The sequence below is a fragment of the Vogesella lacus genome (assembly GCF_979366295.1).
This window is the reverse complement of the sequence record NZ_CEETQT010000019.1, coordinates 1-17023: the sequence shown is the minus strand read 5'-3', so window position 1 is coordinate 17023 and position 17023 is coordinate 1. Positions and strand designations below refer to the sequence as shown.

Sequence of the window (17023 nt, the reverse complement as noted above, 5' to 3'; positions counted from 1 at the left end):
TGCCTGTGTGAAAGTAGGACACCGCCAGACTCCCCCACGGAAGCCCGACTCTATGAGTCGGGCTTTGTGCTTTGTGCCGGGTGAAGCAAGGCAATCTCCCCGCCAAAACGATGCCGACCGGCATCTGCCCCGCCAACATCCCCAACACTTGATCAGACAGTATTGCGGCCAACCTTGACTTGGTATTGGACAGTCTGCAACAACTTGCGGATAATCCTGCTTTTGAAATCAAGGGGTTGGCAATGCCTATTAATCACTTTGACTTGCAGCGCCTTGCAGGTATTCGTCTGAATGAAGAAATCAAGCGCAAAGGTTCTCCTGACCGCTTTGGCAAAAGCTCGACCAAGGCTCAAGCTAAAGCCAAAGAAAATCCTTTGCTCAGCAAGTTGCTGAAGCAGGCTGGCTCGGAGCCGAAAAACGAGAAGTGACTGAATGAAAAAACCGCCAGATTTGGCGGTTTTTTCATTCAGTCAAACTCAGCAGAGTTGCTTACTCGGGCAGTGCAATCTTGTTGTCTTTGCTGAACTGGTAGTCTTTGAAAATGTGTTCTGCAGACAAAATCTGATAGCTGCCGTCCTCATTGCGATGGGTGGTGTCCTTGAGGCGGTAGGTGTAATGGCCGCAAGTCCAGCAGTCAAAGTTGCGCATATGGGTACACAGACAGGTCTTGTCCCAGATGCGGATCTTGCGTTCCCCTTCGGCTGCTGCAGCATGAGCCTTGTTGTATGCCTCGATGTACTGGCAGCTGCCATTGGCATCCAGCAGATAGCCATAGGCTTCACAGTTCGGACGGATGATATCGCCGATAGCCGGGCTGTTGTTGAGCATACGCATCGGGTAGCCGGTAGGCGAGACCTGATTGACGATGATCTGCTCTTCGCTGGCCTTGAAATATTCTTGCTGAACCTTTTCTGGCAAGCCACATTCCCTTGCTACGGTGAAACGGGTCGCAACCTGTACGGCTGCTGCACCATTTTCGAGGAAGCGGGTGGCGTCAGTACCGGTGAAAATGCCGCCGGCAGGTACGAGCGGAATATCCAGCTTTTGTTCCAGCAACCAGGCGTGGATTTCGGCAACGATGGTGGCCAGGTCGTATTCTGCCCAGTCCATGCCAAAGCCGAGGTGACCGCCAGCGAGTGGACCCTCTACCACGATGTAGTCCGGCAAGCGGTTGGTACGCGCACTCTTCTTGAGGAAGAGTTGCAGGGCGCGCAGCGAGGACACAATAATGCCCAGTTTGACGTCGCGGAAGCGGGGATGGTCCTCGATCAGTGCGAAAGAGCCCAGATGCAGGCCTGCGGCCAAGGTAATGCCCTCAATGCCGGAGTCCATCGCAGCACGCATGCGTACGCGCAAGGTTTCCTTGGGGGCATTCATGGTGAGCTTTTCCATGCAATTGATGAACACCATGCCGTCTCCACGTTTGGCATTCATGGTGCTTTCAACATGCAGGCGAGTCGCTTCATCCAGCAAACCAAGATCAAACTGGACAACGGATTTGTCGCTGTTTTCGACGTTGAATTTATACTGCTTGAGTTTGTCTTTGACGTATTTGGTGTTGTAGCGACGATCGGTGACCGTTGGAATCATGGCATCGGAAATATGGCCGATACCGCCCAGACGGGCTGCTTCCAGCGCCAGTGCCGAGGTGGAGATATCTACACCCATGCCGCCGGTGATGATGGGGACAAGCTCTTTGTCGCCCAGCTTCAGGCGAAAATCGTCTACACACTTCATTATATCGGGGTTCCGTGTTGCACCCTCGGGGCGTCCGAGGCAGCGTTTGTACGCCAAATTTAGAGTAATTGCTCGCCTAATATCATACCATTTTCGCCTTTCTGGGTCTTTAGCTGGCCTGTGGCAATCTGCAAAGCCTTTGATCTTGGTCTGTTTTTCTGTGAATTGAAAAAGCCGCAATCTATATTGATACATGGCAAGACAATAGCATTGTCATGACCGTTTGGTGGTGAAGTGGAGATTGCATGAACATGGCAACACTAATCGGAATCCTGTCCACACTCCTGCCGATAGCAGGCTTGTTCGGTTTCTATGTGCTGGTACTTTGTTCTATTCCTGCCAAGAGGGATGTGCAGCGGAAGTCCCTGCTGGCGATGGTTTTTGCTATCAGCATGGTCTTCACCTTGCTGCATCCGCAGGAGGTATTGCCCGGGGTCATTCTGGATGCGCGGGGGGCCATTCTGGCTATGGCGTATTTACTGGGTGGGCCATTGGTAGCGCTGGTTACCATGCTGCTCGGTATGTTGACGCGTTTGTATCTGGGTGGAGTCGGGGCTTGGGCGGGTGTTGCTGGATTGCTGTTGAATTTTGCCGGCTGTCTTGTGCTGGGTGTTTACCTTGGGCGGGTGTGGAAAGATCCTGATAGCAATGCTTATCCGCTCTTGCTTGCTTGCTGGGCGGCTATTTCGGAAATGCTCTCGTTGTTCATGATTCCGCCCCTGTCGCTGGGGTTGCAGATCTTCAGCGAGTCCGGGCTGATATTGGGTTTGGCGCAGTTGAGTTGTTTTGCACTAATGTGGACGATGGTTTTCCTGTATCGCCGGCAAGTGCAGATCGAGCAGACGATGCAATCGGAGCGCCGGCATTTTGTTGAGGACATGCAACAACAGCATCAACGCTTTGACGTGATGTTCGAACAGGCAGCGGTGGGCATCGCCATTGTCTCTCCAGTGGGTGAATTGCTTCAGGTGAACAGCAAGCTGGCGGAGATACTGCTGCGGCCTAGAGCCGAGCTTGAAAAGATGACCTTTCAACAGATCACCTGGCCAGAAGATCTCGAGAGTGATCTTTCGCTGGTAGACCAGCTGTTGCGTGGTGATCTCAAGACCTACCGGCTGGAAAAACGATATATCAGAGGGGATGGTGAGCTTGTCTGGAGCAATCTGACTGTCTCGCTGGTAAGAACATCTACGGGCAAGCCCGATTACTTCGTCAGTTTCATAGAAGACATCACCGAGCAAAAAACCTATCAGCAACAGATCAGCAAGATGGCTTTTCGCGATGCGCTGACTGACTTGCCCAATCGCCGGCTGTTCCTTGATCGCCTGCGCTATGCCATGGCACGCAGTCGCCGTAGCGAGCAGTTTGGTGCTTTGCTGATGATAGACCTTGATAGCTTCAAGACCCTGAACGACACCCAGGGGCATGCAGCAGGGGATTCCTTCCTGAAGGATGTGGCACAAAGGCTGAGGCAAAACATCTTGCCACAGGACACCGTGGCGCGATTGGGCGGCGATGAGTTTGTCGTGATTCTCGAGAATCTGGGAGATCAGGAAACGTTGGCCGCAGCCAAGGCTGAAGAGCTTGCCGAGACCCTGCGCGGCGTGATTGGTCAGCCTTTCTATAAAGATGCCGGCATGGCGGGCATGCCATTTCAGACTACGGCGAGTATCGGTATCTGCCTTTTCAGCGGTCGTGAAGAGTCTCTTGAGGATCTGCTCAAGCATGCCGACCTGGCTTTGTACGGGGCAAAAGAGGCAGGCCGGAACAGCCTGAAGTTCTACAGTGCGGAAATGCAGTACGCACTGGAAATGCGCTCGATTATCCAGAGTGCCCTGTTTCTGGCGCTGGAAAATCATCAGCTGCAGATTTACGCACAAGCCCAGGTCGACAAGGAGGGGACAGTCGTCGGTGCCGAGCTGCTGTTGCGCTGGCAGCACCCCAAGGTTGGCTGGATTTCGCCTGCGCAATTTATCCCGCTGGCGGAGGAGACGGGTGCCATTGTGCCGATTGGTCGCTGGGTATTGCTGGAGGCCTGCCGAACGCTGGCTCGCTGGGCTCGCTTGCCGGGCTATGAGGGTTTGAGTCTGGCGATCAATGTGAGCATCTGCCAGTTCAGTCAGGATAGCTTTGTCGACGAAGTCAAAGACGCACTGGCGCAGACAGGGGCGCCGCCGCGGGCGCTGAAACTGGAGTTCACTGAAAGCATCGTGATCGACAATATCGACGATACCGTTGCCAAGATGAAGCAACTGCAGGCGCTGGGTATCCGTTTTTCGATGGATGACTTCGGTACCGGTTATTCATCGTTGTCATGCCTCAAGAGATTGCCGCTTGACCAGTTGAAGATTGATCAAAGTTTTATTCGCGATATCACCGCCGATCCGGATGATGCCGCCATCGTCAAGGCGATACTGTCCATGTGCCAGAGTCTGGAGCTTGAAGTTATTGCCGAAGGCGTAGAGACGGTTCAGCAGCAATATTTCCTGCAGCAGCATGGTTGCCTGCTATACCAGGGTTATCTGTTTGGCCGACCAATGCCTCTGGCCGAGCTAGAACGATTGCATCATTTGTCGCTGATAGGATAAATCGGCAGATTGAGAACCAGATGCAACGATGAAATGTCTATCCTGTCTTGTTTATGTAAGCAGTCGGCTAGTGTCATTGCTTTTAACGCCACAAAGTGATTTGATACCATTCAAATACCAGTGGTGAGGTTCCTGTTGTGTTGAAACATTCTATTCGTGGCTTCTCGCTGATTGAGCTGATGATTGTGCTGGTGGTTGCCGCCATTCTGCTTGGCCTTGCTGTTCCGGCTTATCAGAATTACGTCAAACGTAGTCATACCCAGGTTGCGGCGGGCGATCTGGTAGCTCTTGGCCTCGCGATGGAAAATCTCTATCAGCGACAGCTGCTTTACCCGGTACCCGCAACTAATCCCACCACGAACACTTCGGCAACCATCGCCTATATCGCTTCGGGCGGTGCAGCCAAACCGTGGTCGCCAGCCAGGCAAGACATGTTCTCCTATACCGTCAATGTCAGTTCATCGACGTACGAGCTGACGGCTGACGGCTTGGCTGGCGGTAATCTGGCGGGCTGCAAGTTGACGTTGAATAACAGCAATAGCCGCTCGGTAACAGGCCAGCAGGCTTGTGGCGGTTTCTCCTCATGGTAAGCAATAGTCGCCAAGCACTGCGTGCTACCGGTTTTGGCATGATGGAGATGCTGATCGTGATTGCGATTGCCAGCCTGCTGCTACTGGCAGGGGTGCCGCTGACGCGGGGCTGGATGGCGGATGCCAGTATCCAGCAAGCCGAAAGCCAGCTCATGCAGGCTTATGCCAAAACCAAGGCGCTGGCTTTGCGCAATCCCTCTGCTGCCAGTGGCAGTACGCCGGCGGCGACGCTGCGCATTATCAATGGTAATACCGTACAGGTGCAGGAAGGGGCGAGTGGCCGCATAGTCTGGTCTGCAGTGGCCGGGCAGCAAATCCAGTGGCTGGTCGTGAGTGATACTGCCAGTCAGCTTGTTGCCTGCGGCAATGCGCTGCAGTTTGACAATGCCGCGCTGCCACTTGCGGCTTGCAAGGCATTCCGCATCAATCTGCAAGATGGTTATAGCTATGCGGCAGACTTCATCTAGACAGTTGCAACTGGGGCTTAGCATGCTCGAGGCGCTGGTCACCATGCTGTTGCTGGCCATCATCGGTATCGGTATTGCTTTTGTTGCCGGTCGAACCATGGTGGCGCAGCGCAATGCCTCCACGCAGCACCTGGCAGTCAGCCAGATGCGCGAGGCGCTGAAGTCGGGTACGTGTGATTCGTCAGCGCCCGCGGCGGTGGCACTGAATATTGCCAGCAGTCCGGTGAATGCCAGCTGCCAGAGTGATGAGGTGACGCTCACCGTGGTGCCAGCCAGTGGTGCGCAACAGGTCGTACAGGTATCCATCCCGCAGATTTCGGTTGACCATGAAATGTTTGGCGGCAAAGTCGTGGTGGACTCCGTGCGATGAGATCGGTCAGACACACGCAGATGGGCGTCAGCCTTGTCGAAATGCTGGTTGGCATGCTGCTGTCCATGCTGGCGATTATTGCCATGTTGTCCCTGTATCGCACGACGAGCAGTACCACGGCAGAAAGCCGGGTGGGAGTCCAGACGGAAGCACGTATTGCCACCGGGCTGCTGACCGCAGACAAGCTACTCAAATCAGCCGGTTACTTTGAGCCCGCGGCCTCGGGGACGACGCCGGTGCCGGGCTATCCGGCAGATCTGCTATTACTGGAGCGAGTCACTATTGCCAGTGGCAGTAATACGGCGACGGCGCTGAACACGGCACCGGCTTCGGGTGTGGTGCTGCGGCCAACCTCGGGCTTTGGCCAGGCCATCCTGTGGCGTAACCGTGATGCCTCCGGCACTTATCAATATGAGGGCCTGTATGCCCCGCAAGAGGGTGGCTTGTGGCGTATCACCGGTGGCGGCATGACCATAGACAGCTGGAGCAAGCAGGAAGTCCTGGTCACCTCGCCGGATGGCGGTACTGATCAATTACAGCGCACCGGGCAGACATCCATCGCACTCTCGCACGGTGTCAGCAAGTGCCGCCCTTTCGGTATCGGTACGGCATCCGGCGGCAAATACAGCGTTATCCTGACTACCCGCAGCTTCTCTGGTAGCCAGCTGATTGACAGCCAGAGCTGTCTGGTCAATTACCCATGAATATACCTTCCGGAAAGAGCGCAGCACCCGGCAAACAGCAAGGCATGGCTGCCTTGCTGGTCATCCTGCTGACCGGGCTGTCGCTGTCGGCACTGACAGTCGGCGTGATGAACTATGTGAGTACGGCACAGGATAGCGGTGTGTCGGTGCATGCGCGTACCCAGGCCGAAATCAATGCCTGGGCCGGTGTCGAGGCTTGGAAGCTGTATCTGGAGGGCAAGGATGCGGCGGCCCTGCCGGATGGGGCCACAATCAAGGATGCCGGCGGCAACGCCATTGCCACTGTCGAAAAAGTGGCAGGCTGCCGTAGCGGCGAGTTCTGCTACAAGATGGTTGGCCGCAGCGCCGACAGTACGGCCTTGTTGGAAGTGGCATTTGGTAGCACCGCAAGTACTACTCCACCCAAGGGCAAGGCAAATATCGCCTATTTCAAGGGTAATCTTGAGGCCAGTGGAGAATTGCTGGATATTCTTGGCAACGACAAAGTCGCCGAGCTGGTGGTGGATGGTGATGCTGTCATAGGTCAGGTTGGTGGTAACAATCGAATTTGCGTGACGAAGAATCTCACCATCAATGGTGGCGGTAGCCTAGGTGGCACTTATCGAGCCATGAAGGATATCTGGTTTACCGGCCAGGCCACTGCCAACAATCTGACCTTACAAGGGCACAATGTAACTGCCGGGATGAATACCGGCACGCTGACGGCTGGTGGTGGCAGCTATGCCTTGCTTGAGGCACAGAATGATCTGGCCGTCGGGGCGGGTACGATTGCCAAACTTAATGCGGCCAACCTGTTTTACGTTTCCGACCCCTCCCCGACCTTTGTCAGTGGCAAAATCCGCAATCGTTCGGCGTATGACTTGAAGAGATTGAGCCCTGCACAGTGTATCAAGAGCAGTGGTTGGCCCATCCTGCAATGCGAATCTCATGCTGAACTGCGCTTGCCACCAATGGACATACAGGTAGACCCAACGCTGGTGGTGCCGCCGGTTCAGTGTGAGGCGCAGTCCAGTACGGTTGATGTAGATACTCTGGAGAGTCAGGCCAATTACATTTTTTATAAGGATCATGGCAAGTTCCGGCTCAAGATCCAGCATGTTCGAATTGGTGGTGTGGATATGTCTGGCGACTGGGATGTTAGCAATGGGATACCGATGAACTTTCCGATAAAAGTTCAAGGCAAAGATATTCCCTTCATGGCTTGCAATGCAAAAGATTGGCCAAGGAAGTGTGATCTTAATCCGAAGACTGTGACTGATGGTCGTTTCAACGCAGTTGGTAAAGCAACTGTATTGGATGCATTTGATGTTGCGCCTGGAATATTATTATTCAAAGGGGTTTCGCTGGGGCATGATGCGCATCAATGGAATATTTTGCTTACGTTTGGCCAGAGTAATGAGGCTCAACCCACCATTCATTATGGAAATGACTTCAAAGGCCTTAGCAAGGGCTATCATCATGGCGCAGTTCTGGTTGCTGGCGACTTGGCAATTGGCAGTAATGAAGATCTGGGTGCAAGCAATTATCAACAGAAAATTCCTCATGTCACGGCCAGTAATCTTGAGGCGGGTGCGATTGGTAATATCTGCTCGCAAAAAGTGAAAGAAGTGTTTCCTGGCCAGGCTGTGAAAGCATGGGATATCAATCTGAGTCAGCTTTGTGATGGCAACAGCCTTAAAAGCTATCAGGATGGTGGCGTGACGCGCAGCGGCATTCCACTGGGTAATTATGCGGTAGTGACCAATCGCAATCTTTTGCGCAACAGTCTGTATTTGCGTGGTCATGTGCATATTGGTGGCCGCATGACCGTTGCCGGCTCCTATAACGTGCAGGAAGGTCTTTTGCAGGTGGGGACGGGAACGGATTCGAGCCATCGAGGGGTGAGTCTGGGTGGGACGGGCTTCAAACTCGATATCAGCAAGCTGACGGATGACCAGATGGTGACCCTGGGTGGTGGTAGCAACCAGGGCAGCGGCTCCGGTGGCAGCAATGGCAGTGCGGGGAACGGAGTCATCCGCTCACCCATCATCTTGCGATCACGGCCGCTCTAAGCTTGGCCGCAAAAGAAAAAGGCGCCGTTGGCGCCTTTTTTCATGCCGGCAAGGCTTGCGGGTCGCCGAATTCGGCAAGCGCCCAGTCGCGGAAGGCTTGTACGCTGGGTAGTTCGGCCAGCTCTTGCGGGTAGATCAAATAATACGCCCAGTCGGTCTGCAGGGCTGTTTCGGACAGTGCCAGCAGCTTGCCGCTGGCGAGTTCGTCACCAATCATGCTGGTGTCGGCCAGGGTAATGCCCATGCCTTGTTCGGCGGCGGTGATGGCGAGGTCCAGCGTGTCGAAAGAGTAGGCATCCGGCTGTTTGTCGATCTTGATGCCGGCCAGCGCAAACCAGTGCAACCAGAAATTATCGTCGTAAGACGGGTGCAGCAGCGGGTAGCCCAGGAATTCCGATGGCTGCGGCAGGGGGCGGTTGCCGATCAGCTTTGGCGAGGCAACCGGAATGAAGCGCGCCGGACGCAAGCGGTGGTAAATCAGGCCGGGCTCTTTGGTCAGGCAGGCCTGGAAAGAAATATCGTATTCGCGGCTCTTGAAGTTGGGGTCAAAGCCGGTAATCGAGATCATGCTGACCATCAGCTCGGGATGGCGTTCGCGGAAGCTGCCGAGCTTGGGCAGCACCCAGCGGGCGGCAATCGACGGACTGGTCTTGACGCGCAATTCGCGGCTGCGACGGTTGATGGCATCGCTGGCCGCTTCCACCCGGCCAAATGCTTCGCGCACGGCGGGCAGCAGCACCATGCCTTCCGGCGTCAGACTCAGACCGCGTGCCTGGCGCACGAATAGCTGGCGGCCGTAGTAGCTTTCCAGCGACTGGATATGCCGGCTGACGGCGCCTTGTGTCAGGTGCAGGGTTTCACCGGCTTTGGTGAAAGAAAGCTGCTCGGCAGCCACCAGGAACACGCGCAAGGCATTAAGGGGGGGGAGTTTCATTTTGCTAGTCAGCACCCATGATTTTTTTGCATGTTAAACATGCGTATTATTGCTTTGTCAAGAGCGCGGCGGCACCGTATTCTTGCATTATCCGATACAGATTAGTTACTTAGCTTTTTTGTATGATGTGTCTGGTCTTGAACTGGTTTAATTGTGGAATGCAATAATTGCATGCACGCAAACCACGCAAGATTGTCGGAATTGTACCGGTTTTTTTGGCATAACCCCGCTGTTGATGGGGTTGTGTTGGCAAGCAGCTGTTACTGCTGCTTGAAGATTGGCTCGGCTTTGGCATGCGGAGGGGTCCGCTTGCAGGAGTCTCCAACAATAGTGGGGATCCGCTATTGCATGTTTACCCCGTTTGCTCGGGGTTTGCTCTGTCTCACGGTGTCCCGCCGGATGTCCATCCGGCGGGGTTTTTTTTGCCCGGAATCTGCTCAGATTTCCGCCCATTGCCGCAGCAGGTTGTGATACACCGCCGTCAGGCTGACGACTTCTTCACTATCCCCGACTTTTTGTCTCAGGCTGATGATGGCCATATCCATGTCAAACAGCATGGCGCGCTGCTTGTCGTCACGCACCATACTCTGACACCACATGAAGGAAGCCAGCCGCGCACCGGCCGTCACCGGCTCGACCCGATGCAGGCTGGTAGACGGATAAAGGATCAGATCGCCTGCGGCCAACTTGACGGCATGACTGCCGTAAGTGTCTTCGATGATCAGCTCGCCGCCTTCGTATTCGTCCGGATTGCTGAAAAACAGTGTGCTGGAGACATCGGTGCGCACGTAGTCGCCGCTGAGCGGATCGTGACGAATGGCATTATCGACATGGTTGCCATAGGTCATGCCGCCCTGATAGCAGTTGAACATGGGCGTCATCAGTTTGCGCGGCAGGGCGGCAGACTGGTAGAGCGGGTTGCGCGCCAGCGCGCGGGCGACCATGGCGGCCAGCTCGCGGGCGGTGTCGCCCTGCGGTGGCAGTTGCAGATTGTGTTTGACGTCCAGTGCCTGGTGGCCGGCCGTGCTGCGGCCATCCTGCCATTGCGCCTGCAGCAGCAACTGGCGCGCGTAGGCCACTTCATCGGGGGTGAGAACTTCAGGGATGTGCAACAGCATGGGGTATTCCTGTGAGACGGGTTGGCAGTGTGCAAGATGGGGTGGTGCATCCTGCCGGTATGCAGGCCGCTATGGCGGCATTTTGCTGGCGACTTGCTGAAAAGTCGCCAGCAAAATGGCCTTGCGGCCAACCCTGAAGTGACAAGGTTGGCCGCAAGGCGGGCAGGGCTTAGTACTTGTAACCGACGGTCAGTTGCACTTCACGCGGTGCGGCGGCGGCAGCATGGCCACCGTACAGCGCATCGTAGTACTTCTCGTTGGTCAGGTTGTTGACGTTCAGACGCACGGTGAACGGCTTGGCATCGTAGCTGATCATCGCATCGGCACGCAGATAGCCTTTGGCGAAGTTGGTGCTCGACTGGTCGCTGGTGCCGTCGGAAGCGTAGCGCTTGCCGACGTAGTACAGGCCGCCACCGACAGTCAGCTGCTCATCCAGCTTGTAGGTAGTCCACAGGTTGGCCGTGCGCTTGGCCGTGTACTTGGCAATCGCGCCGGCATTGTGGTCGGATGCGGCGTTGTTGCGCCAGCCTTCGTCAATCACCGGGTTCATGAAGGTAGCACCGGCAAACACTTCCCACTTCTCGCTCAGACGACCGGCGATTTCGAATTCGATACCGTCGGTGTGACGCTTGGCGTACAGGATGGAAACGTTAGGTGCCAGCGCGTCGGTATTGCGCTCGAACAGTTTTTCGGTGCGGAAGATAGCGGTGCGGAAGGTTGCATCGCCTTCGGCCAGCTCCCACTTGGCACCCAGCTCCATATGCTTGTTGCGCTCAGGCTTCTGGGTATCGGTCATGCCGCTGGAGAGGTCGAACTGATAAGCCTCGCCGGACGGGTTCATCAGGCTGCTGTAACCCAGGTAGTAGCTGGACTGCTGGGTCGGCTGGAAGATCAGGCCGGTACGATAGCTGAGGCCGCGATCCTTGCGGCGCGCTTCGCCGGTTTGCTCGCCGATATTGCTGCCGCTGGTGCTGTAAGTGCGATAGGTACCATCCAGACGATCCATGCGCAGACCGGCCATGGCTTTCCATTGTGGGCTCAGGGTCACGGTGTCGGTCAGGTAGGCCGCCAGGTTGGTGGTGTCAAAGTTGCGCGAGCGGGCCTTGCTGAAGCCGCCACTGTAGCTGGCATCCGGGTTGCCGACGCTGGCAACGATGCCGCTGATGCTGGAGGTTGCGCTGATGCTGTCATCGGTCTGGGTTTCACGGGTGAATTCCACGCCGGCCAGCAGATTGTGTTCGATATCACCGGTCATGAACTGGCTGCTGTAATCCGCGCTCAGGATCTGGTTTTCGGCAATCGCACCGCGCAGCTTGCCGCTGTAAACCAGTTTGGTGTCGTCGGTGATCGGGGTGCCGGCAGTCACGCCGGACAGGCGTGGCTGCGAATCAAGAATCTGGCGCTCGAAGCGGCCAACGCGCAGCTGTACTGCCAGCTCGTTGTGGCTGTCGAACTTGTGGGTGGCGCGTGCGGTGGTGATATTGCTCTCGATGTCGTCGTTGTTCATGCCCTTCAGACCGTAGTAACGATCGGTCGGTACATCGATAGGCTGGCGGGTGTTCGGATCGAACGGTACGCCGAGGAAGGAGGTATTGCTCTCCTTCAGCTGCATATGCGACAGCACCACGGTGGTCGGCTCGTTCAGGCCGAAGGCGATCGACGGGGCAATACCGTGGCGACGCGCCTGGCTGACGCCATCGGCACCGCCGTCTTTGAGGCCCATCACGTTCAGACGGATGGCAGCAGTGTCGGACAGCGCCTGGTTGATGTCGGCGGTGGCGCGGTAGAAATCATTGGTACCGACGGTGGTGCTCAGGTCGGTCAGGGTGCCGGCGTATGGCGTCTTGCTGATCTGGTTGATGATGCCACCGGTCGAGCCGCGGCCGAACAGCATCGAGCTGGCGCCTTTCAACACTTCGATACGCTCGTCGTTGAACGGATCGCGGTTGTACTGGGCGGTATCGCGCTGACCGTCGCGGTAGGTGTCGCCGAAGGCCGAGAAGCCACGCAGAATCACCGAGTCACCGGCACGGCCGCCTTCACCCGCCTGGAAGGTGATACCGGAAACATTCTTCAGCGCCTCTTTCAGGCTGCTGTCGCCCTGATCGGTCATCAGCTGCTTGGTAATCACCGACACCGCCTGCGGTACGTCTTTCAGTGCCTGTTTCTGCTTGCCCAGCGTCGCGGTGCCACTGATGTAGCTGCCGCGCTCGGCGTTCTGGGTGGCTTCTACCTTGACGGTATCCAGCTGGGCGCTGTTGTCGGCATGGGCGAGGCCGGGGGCCAGGCTGGCGGCCAACATGCCGGCCAGCAGCGCCGGTTGTTTGATAGCGGTGTGCTTGTGACTGCGAATTTTCTTATGCATGACTTGCCTTTGCTTGTGTTGGCACCGTTACGGTCATTGATGCCTTTTATGAAACCGTCAATTTCGATAAATGATTTTCGATGGGCAAAAAACACCCGGCAGGGATGCCGGGTCGTTTTCTGGCCGGAAATACAGCGTTCTGCTACTTACCGGCCTCGGTAACAAAGCCGATCCGGGTAATGCCGGCACTCTGGGCATCGGCCAGGGTGACTGCCACCAGCTCGTAGCGGATGGCCTTGTCGGCGCGCAGATGCAGCTCAACCTCGGGGTTGGCCGCAGCGGCCGCAACAAAGCGGCTGCGCAACTCGCCGGCTTCAACCGGGGCATCGTTCCAGAACAGCTTGCCTTCTGGGTCAATCGCCAGACGGATGGAGTCCGGCTTGTCCTGATGCTGGCTGGCGGTGGCTTGCGGCAGGTCGAGCTTTACCGCATTGGTCAGCAGCGGGGTGGTGATGATGAACACCACCAGCAGCACCAGCATCACGTCGACCAGCGGCGTGGTATTGATCTCGGCCATCGGGGCGTCCTGCCCCTTGTCAAAACTACCGAATGCCATGTTCCGCTCCGTGGGTCAGCAGGTGGGCGTGCAGGTCGTGGGTGAAGTGATCCATGTCCTGATTGATCACGCGGTTCAGACGCACGAAGGTGTTGTAAGCCATCACTGCCGGAATGGCTGCGGCCAAGCCTGCGGCGGTGGCAACCAGCGCTTCACCGATCGGGCCGGCAACCGCCGCAATCGACATCTGGCCGGCCGTACCGATATTCACCAGCGCGTGGTAAATGCCCCAGACGGTGCCGAACAGGCCGACAAACGGCGCGGTCGAGCCAATGGTGGCCAGCACGGTCATGCCGCCTTCCAGCTGTTGCTGTTCGAGCGCCAGACGCTTGCGCAGCGAGCGGGTGAGGTGTTCGTCCAGTGTGCAGTGCTGGCCCAGCGACTGCTGGCTGTGCTGCTGGTATTGCTTGAGTGCGGACAGGCCATCGCTGACCAGACGGCTGACCGGCGCATCCTGCTCGGCCAGCTGGCGGCTGGCTTCCTGCCAGTTGGCCGCTTCCCACAGTGCGTTTTCGCTGTCGCGGTTGGCACGACGCACGCGCCAGGCCTGCCAGCCACGCATGGCGATGTAGTACCAGGTAAGGATGGACATGGCGATCAGCGCCAGAAATACGGTGATCAGGATGGGGTCACCCTGTTCGAAGGTCAGCATCAGGTTCATGGTTGTCAGGCTTTGTTAATGTCGAATTCGACGGAGAAGGTGTAGGTAAACGGGATGGCTTCGTTACCGCGGGTGGCGGGCTTGAAACGCCATTGCTTCACGGCCTGGATGGCAGCGCGATCGAGACGGGCAAAACCGCTGCTGCGTGCCAGGCTGACTTCCTGTGCCTTGCCATCGGCACTGACCTGTACGCGCAGGCCAACATTGCCGCTCTCGCCAAGCTCCAGCGACAAGGCCGGATAGATGGGCTTCGGATTACCCAGATGGCTACCGATATGCGTCGGCGGCACTACCGGTGCGGGCGGTGCCGGTAGCGCAGGCGGGGCTTCCGCCACCACCGGCGTGGTTGCGACGGGTGTTTCTGCTGCCGGGCTAGGCGCGGCAGCCGCTACCGGCGTGCTGATGGTGCGTTCCGGGCGCGGGGCAATTGCCTTGACCTGTGGTTTCGGCGCTGGTGTTTTCGGGGCGACCTTTTGTACCACCTGCGGCTTGGGCGGTGCCGGTGCCACCTGTGGCTGCGGCACTTCCGGCGCGATATTCACCATGGTCATCGGCATGGGCTCGGGAGGGGTGACAGGCAGATTGGCACTGGCGCTGCTCAGCAATAGGCCAAGATGAATGGCGGTGATGCCTGTCAGGGTGCCTGCACGAGTCAAACGATGTTTCATTGCTAATGATCATGAGAAGAGTTCTTATTAATGTTATCGCTTTTGTTCGTATTAGGTCAATGTAATGTGTGTGTGCGGCCATAGTCTGTTGCGGCTTGATAAAGCAGGGGCTGGCTGCATATATAGAAGCAATTGCCGGAAACGCCGGCTCATTACTGATTTCGAGGCTTTATGCAGCAATTTGACGGAACCACAATCGTGTCGGTGCGCCGCGGTAACCGTGTCGCACTGGGCGGAGACGGCCAGGTCACCCTGGGCAATATCGTGATCAAGGCCACCGCGCGCAAAATCCGCCGCCTGTACCACGGCAAGGTGATTGCCGGTTTCGCCGGTGGTACGGCCGATGCCTTCACCCTGTTCGAACGCTTCGAAGCCAAGCTCGAAAAACATCAGGGCCATCTGGTGCGCTCGGCGGTCGAGCTGGCCAAGGACTGGCGTACCGATCGCATGCTGCGTCGTCTCGAGGCGATGCTGATCGTGGCCGATACCGAGTCCACCCTGATCATTACCGGTAACGGCGATGTGCTGGAACCGGAACAGGGCATCGCGGCGATTGGCTCGGGCGGTGCTTTCGCCCAGGCCGCTGCGCGTGCTTTATATGAAAACACCGAGCTGGATCCGGCTGATGTGGTGAAGAAGTCGCTGGAAATCGCCGGCGACATCTGTATCTACACCAACCAGAACCATCTGATCGAAACACTGGGCTGATTGCGGCCAACCTTACGTTTTACGGAAATCATCATGAGCACCATGACGCCCCAGGAAATCGTCCACGAGCTGGACAAGCACATCATCGGTCAGCAGGCTGCCAAGCGCGCGGTAGCGATTGCACTGCGCAACCGCTGGCGCCGCCAGCAGGTAGCCGAGCCGCTGAAGAGCGAGATCACCCCGAAAAACATCCTGATGATCGGCCCGACCGGTGTCGGTAAGACCGAGATCGCCCGCCGTCTGGCCAAGCTGTCGAATGCGCCTTTCATCAAGGTTGAAGCCACCAAGTTCACCGAAGTCGGCTACGTTGGCCGCGACGTCGACACCATCATTCGTGATCTGGTGGAAGTGGCGCTGAAAGAAACCCGCGACGCTGCCATCGTGCGCAATCGTCATCGTGCCGAAGATGCGGCTGAAGAGCGCATCCTCGATGTGCTGCTGCCACGTCCGCGCCAGCAGGCCGGTTTCTTTGTTGATGAGCCTGCCGCCGAAGACAAGCCGGAAGAGAATGCGACCCGCCAGAAATTCCGCAAGAAGCTGCGCGAAGGCGAGCTGAACGACAAGGAAATCGAGATCGAGCTGGCCGAAGCGCCGGCGCGAATGGAAATCCTGACTCCGCCGGGCATGGAAGACCTGTCGTCCCAGCTGCAGAACATGTTCCAGGGCATGCATGCCGGCAAGAAAAAGGCGCGCAAGCTGAAGATCGCCGATGCCCTCAAGCAGCTGATCGACGAAGAAGCCGCCAAGCTGGTCAATGAAGAAGACATCAAGACCGAGGCGCTGCGCAATGTCGAGCAAAACGGCATCGTCTTCATCGACGAAATCGACAAGGTCACCAGCCGCAGCGATGGCCAGCAGGCCGACGTGTCGCGCGCCGGTGTGCAGCGTGACCTGTTGCCGCTGGTAGAAGGTACGACGGTGACTACCAAGTACGGCATGGTGAAAACCGACCACATTCTGTTTATTGCGTCCGGCGCCTTCCACCTGTCCAAACCATCCGACCTGATTCCGGAGCTGCAAGGCCGTTTCCCGATTCGTGTCGAGTTGTCGTCGCTGTCGGTCGCTGACTTCCAGGCCATCCTGACCAGCACGGATGCTTGCCTCACCCGTCAGTACGAAGCATTGCTGGCTACCGAGGGCGTCGAGCTGGCTTTCATGGCCGATGGCATCGAGCGTCTGGCGCAAATCGCCTGGCAGGTAAACGAGAAGACCGAGAATATCGGTGCGCGTCGTCTTTATACCGTGATGGAAAAACTGCTCGAAGAGATCGCCTTCGACGCGCAGGCCGGTCGTTGTGAAATCAATGCAGCCTACGTTGATGGCAAGCTCGACATGCTGTCGCAGCGCGAAGACCTCGCCCACTTCATTCTGTAAGTACTAAGGTTGGCCGCGAGTTGGCGAGCCAGCAGTAGCAAGGATATCGGCCCGATTCTGCAAGGAGTTGGGCCGATAACTTTGATAAACGGGGTATTTGCTTAAATATTTAGCAAAAATGTGGTTTGGGTA

Annotated in this window: 16 protein-coding genes; 9 read left to right on the top strand and 7 right to left on the bottom strand. The window is 56.9% G+C overall.

What is annotated here, in order from left to right:
• Window positions 1-185: 185 nt before the first annotated feature.
• On the top strand, window positions 186-428 hold the full coding sequence (locus tag ACZ9W6_RS17350) for a hypothetical protein (protein WP_465192448.1): 243 nt from the start codon (window positions 186-188) through the stop codon (window positions 426-428).
• Window positions 429-489: 61 nt separating this feature from the next.
• On the opposite strand, the gene ACZ9W6_RS17345 is transcribed toward ACZ9W6_RS17350, so the two are convergent.
• The gene (locus tag ACZ9W6_RS17345; protein WP_465192447.1) at window positions 490-1737 is read right to left on the bottom strand and encodes a nitronate monooxygenase; all 1248 of its coding nucleotides are present in this window, start codon (window positions 1735-1737) and stop codon (window positions 490-492) included.
• A 251-nt stretch (window positions 1738-1988) separates the two neighbouring features.
• On the opposite strand from ACZ9W6_RS17345, the gene ACZ9W6_RS17340 reads away from it, so the two are divergent.
• The 6 genes from ACZ9W6_RS17340 (at window position 1989) to ACZ9W6_RS17315 (ending at window position 8507) form a co-directional block, all read left to right on the top strand.
• Window positions 1989-4325: a putative bifunctional diguanylate cyclase/phosphodiesterase gene (locus ACZ9W6_RS17340; RefSeq protein ID WP_465192446.1), complete on the top strand. Its 2337-nt coding sequence runs from the start codon at window positions 1989-1991 to the stop codon at window positions 4323-4325.
• Between the two features lie 137 nt (window positions 4326-4462).
• Window positions 4463-4915 carry a type IV pilin protein gene (locus ACZ9W6_RS17335; RefSeq protein WP_465192445.1) on the top strand — a complete coding sequence of 151 codons (453 nt, stop codon included), beginning with the start codon at window positions 4463-4465 and terminating at the stop codon, window positions 4913-4915.
• Entirely contained in the window at window positions 4909-5382 is a 474-nt protein-coding gene (locus tag ACZ9W6_RS17330; RefSeq protein ID WP_465192444.1) for a pilus assembly FimT family protein, read from the top strand. Before ACZ9W6_RS17335 ends, ACZ9W6_RS17330 begins: the two co-directional genes overlap by 7 nt.
• 22 nt (window positions 5383-5404) lie before the next feature.
• A complete protein-coding gene (locus tag ACZ9W6_RS17325; RefSeq protein WP_465192443.1) occupies window positions 5405-5752 on the top strand; it encodes a hypothetical protein in 348 nt (115 codons plus the stop codon).
• The gene (locus ACZ9W6_RS17320) at window positions 5749-6456 is read left to right on the top strand and encodes a PilW family protein (protein ID WP_465192442.1); all 708 of its coding nucleotides are present in this window, start codon (window positions 5749-5751) and stop codon (window positions 6454-6456) included. Before ACZ9W6_RS17325 ends, ACZ9W6_RS17320 begins: the two co-directional genes overlap by 4 nt.
• A complete protein-coding gene (locus ACZ9W6_RS17315) occupies window positions 6453-8507 on the top strand; it encodes a hypothetical protein (protein ID WP_465192441.1) in 2055 nt (684 codons plus the stop codon). Before ACZ9W6_RS17320 ends, ACZ9W6_RS17315 begins: the two co-directional genes overlap by 4 nt.
• Window positions 8508-8547: 40 nt before the next feature.
• On the opposite strand, the gene ACZ9W6_RS17310 is transcribed toward ACZ9W6_RS17315, so the two are convergent.
• The 6 genes from ACZ9W6_RS17310 to ACZ9W6_RS17285 form a co-directional block, all read right to left on the bottom strand.
• Window positions 8548-9441: a LysR substrate-binding domain-containing protein gene (locus ACZ9W6_RS17310; protein ID WP_465192440.1), complete on the bottom strand. Its 894-nt coding sequence runs from the start codon at window positions 9439-9441 to the stop codon at window positions 8548-8550.
• Between the two features lie 437 nt (window positions 9442-9878).
• Window positions 9879-10559 carry a Fe2+-dependent dioxygenase gene (locus ACZ9W6_RS17305; RefSeq protein ID WP_465192439.1) on the bottom strand — a complete coding sequence of 227 codons (681 nt, stop codon included), beginning with the start codon at window positions 10557-10559 and terminating at the stop codon, window positions 9879-9881.
• 169 nt (window positions 10560-10728) lie between these two features.
• The gene (locus ACZ9W6_RS17300) at window positions 10729-12924 is read right to left on the bottom strand and encodes a TonB-dependent receptor (RefSeq protein WP_465192438.1); all 2196 of its coding nucleotides are present in this window, start codon (window positions 12922-12924) and stop codon (window positions 10729-10731) included.
• Between the two features lie 142 nt (window positions 12925-13066).
• A complete protein-coding gene (locus ACZ9W6_RS17295; protein ID WP_465192437.1) occupies window positions 13067-13480 on the bottom strand; it encodes an ExbD/TolR family protein in 414 nt (137 codons plus the stop codon).
• Window positions 13467-14141, bottom strand: coding sequence for a MotA/TolQ/ExbB proton channel family protein (locus ACZ9W6_RS17290; protein ID WP_465192436.1), 675 nt, complete (start codon window positions 14139-14141; stop codon window positions 13467-13469). The genes ACZ9W6_RS17295 and ACZ9W6_RS17290 overlap by 14 nt, the downstream gene beginning before the upstream one ends.
• Before the next feature lie 5 nt (window positions 14142-14146).
• Window positions 14147-14809, bottom strand: coding sequence for an energy transducer TonB (locus ACZ9W6_RS17285; protein WP_465192435.1), 663 nt, complete (start codon window positions 14807-14809; stop codon window positions 14147-14149).
• A 171-nt stretch (window positions 14810-14980) separates the two neighbouring features.
• On the opposite strand from ACZ9W6_RS17285, the gene hslV reads away from it, so the two are divergent.
• Entirely contained in the window at window positions 14981-15517 is a 537-nt protein-coding gene (gene hslV / locus ACZ9W6_RS17280; protein ID WP_465192434.1) for an ATP-dependent protease subunit HslV, read from the top strand.
• A 33-nt stretch (window positions 15518-15550) separates the two neighbouring features.
• A complete protein-coding gene (gene hslU, locus ACZ9W6_RS17275) occupies window positions 15551-16891 on the top strand; it encodes an ATP-dependent protease ATPase subunit HslU (protein WP_465192433.1) in 1341 nt (446 codons plus the stop codon).
• Window positions 16892-17023: the final 132 nt, after the last annotated feature.

What these genes read in the sequence shown, in the direction of transcription:
- ACZ9W6_RS17305 (WP_465192439.1), bottom strand. Translation starts at nt 10,559, where the DNA reads ATGCTGTTGCACATCCCTGAAGTTCTCACCCCCGATGAAGTGGCCTAC.
- ACZ9W6_RS17330 (WP_465192444.1), top strand. Translation starts at nt 4,909, where the DNA reads ATGGTAAGCAATAGTCGCCAAGCACTGCGTGCTACCGGTTTTGGCATG.
- ACZ9W6_RS17300 (WP_465192438.1), bottom strand. Translation starts at nt 12,924, where the DNA reads ATGCATAAGAAAATTCGCAGTCACAAGCACACCGCTATCAAACAACCG.
- ACZ9W6_RS17320 (WP_465192442.1), top strand. Translation starts at nt 5,749, where the DNA reads ATGAGATCGGTCAGACACACGCAGATGGGCGTCAGCCTTGTCGAAATG.
- ACZ9W6_RS17290 (WP_465192436.1), bottom strand. Translation starts at nt 14,141, where the DNA reads ATGAACCTGATGCTGACCTTCGAACAGGGTGACCCCATCCTGATCACC.
- ACZ9W6_RS17285 (WP_465192435.1), bottom strand. Translation starts at nt 14,809, where the DNA reads ATGAAACATCGTTTGACTCGTGCAGGCACCCTGACAGGCATCACCGCC.
- hslU (WP_465192433.1), top strand. Translation starts at nt 15,551, where the DNA reads ATGAGCACCATGACGCCCCAGGAAATCGTCCACGAGCTGGACAAGCAC.
- ACZ9W6_RS17315 (WP_465192441.1), top strand. Translation starts at nt 6,453, where the DNA reads ATGAATATACCTTCCGGAAAGAGCGCAGCACCCGGCAAACAGCAAGGC.
- ACZ9W6_RS17325 (WP_465192443.1), top strand. Translation starts at nt 5,405, where the DNA reads ATGCTCGAGGCGCTGGTCACCATGCTGTTGCTGGCCATCATCGGTATC.
- ACZ9W6_RS17345 (WP_465192447.1), bottom strand. Translation starts at nt 1,737, where the DNA reads ATGAAGTGTGTAGACGATTTTCGCCTGAAGCTGGGCGACAAAGAGCTT.
- ACZ9W6_RS17310 (WP_465192440.1), bottom strand. Translation starts at nt 9,441, where the DNA reads ATGAAACTCCCCCCCCTTAATGCCTTGCGCGTGTTCCTGGTGGCTGCC.
- ACZ9W6_RS17340 (WP_465192446.1), top strand. Translation starts at nt 1,989, where the DNA reads ATGGCAACACTAATCGGAATCCTGTCCACACTCCTGCCGATAGCAGGC.
- ACZ9W6_RS17295 (WP_465192437.1), bottom strand. Translation starts at nt 13,480, where the DNA reads ATGGCATTCGGTAGTTTTGACAAGGGGCAGGACGCCCCGATGGCCGAG.
- hslV (WP_465192434.1), top strand. Translation starts at nt 14,981, where the DNA reads ATGCAGCAATTTGACGGAACCACAATCGTGTCGGTGCGCCGCGGTAAC.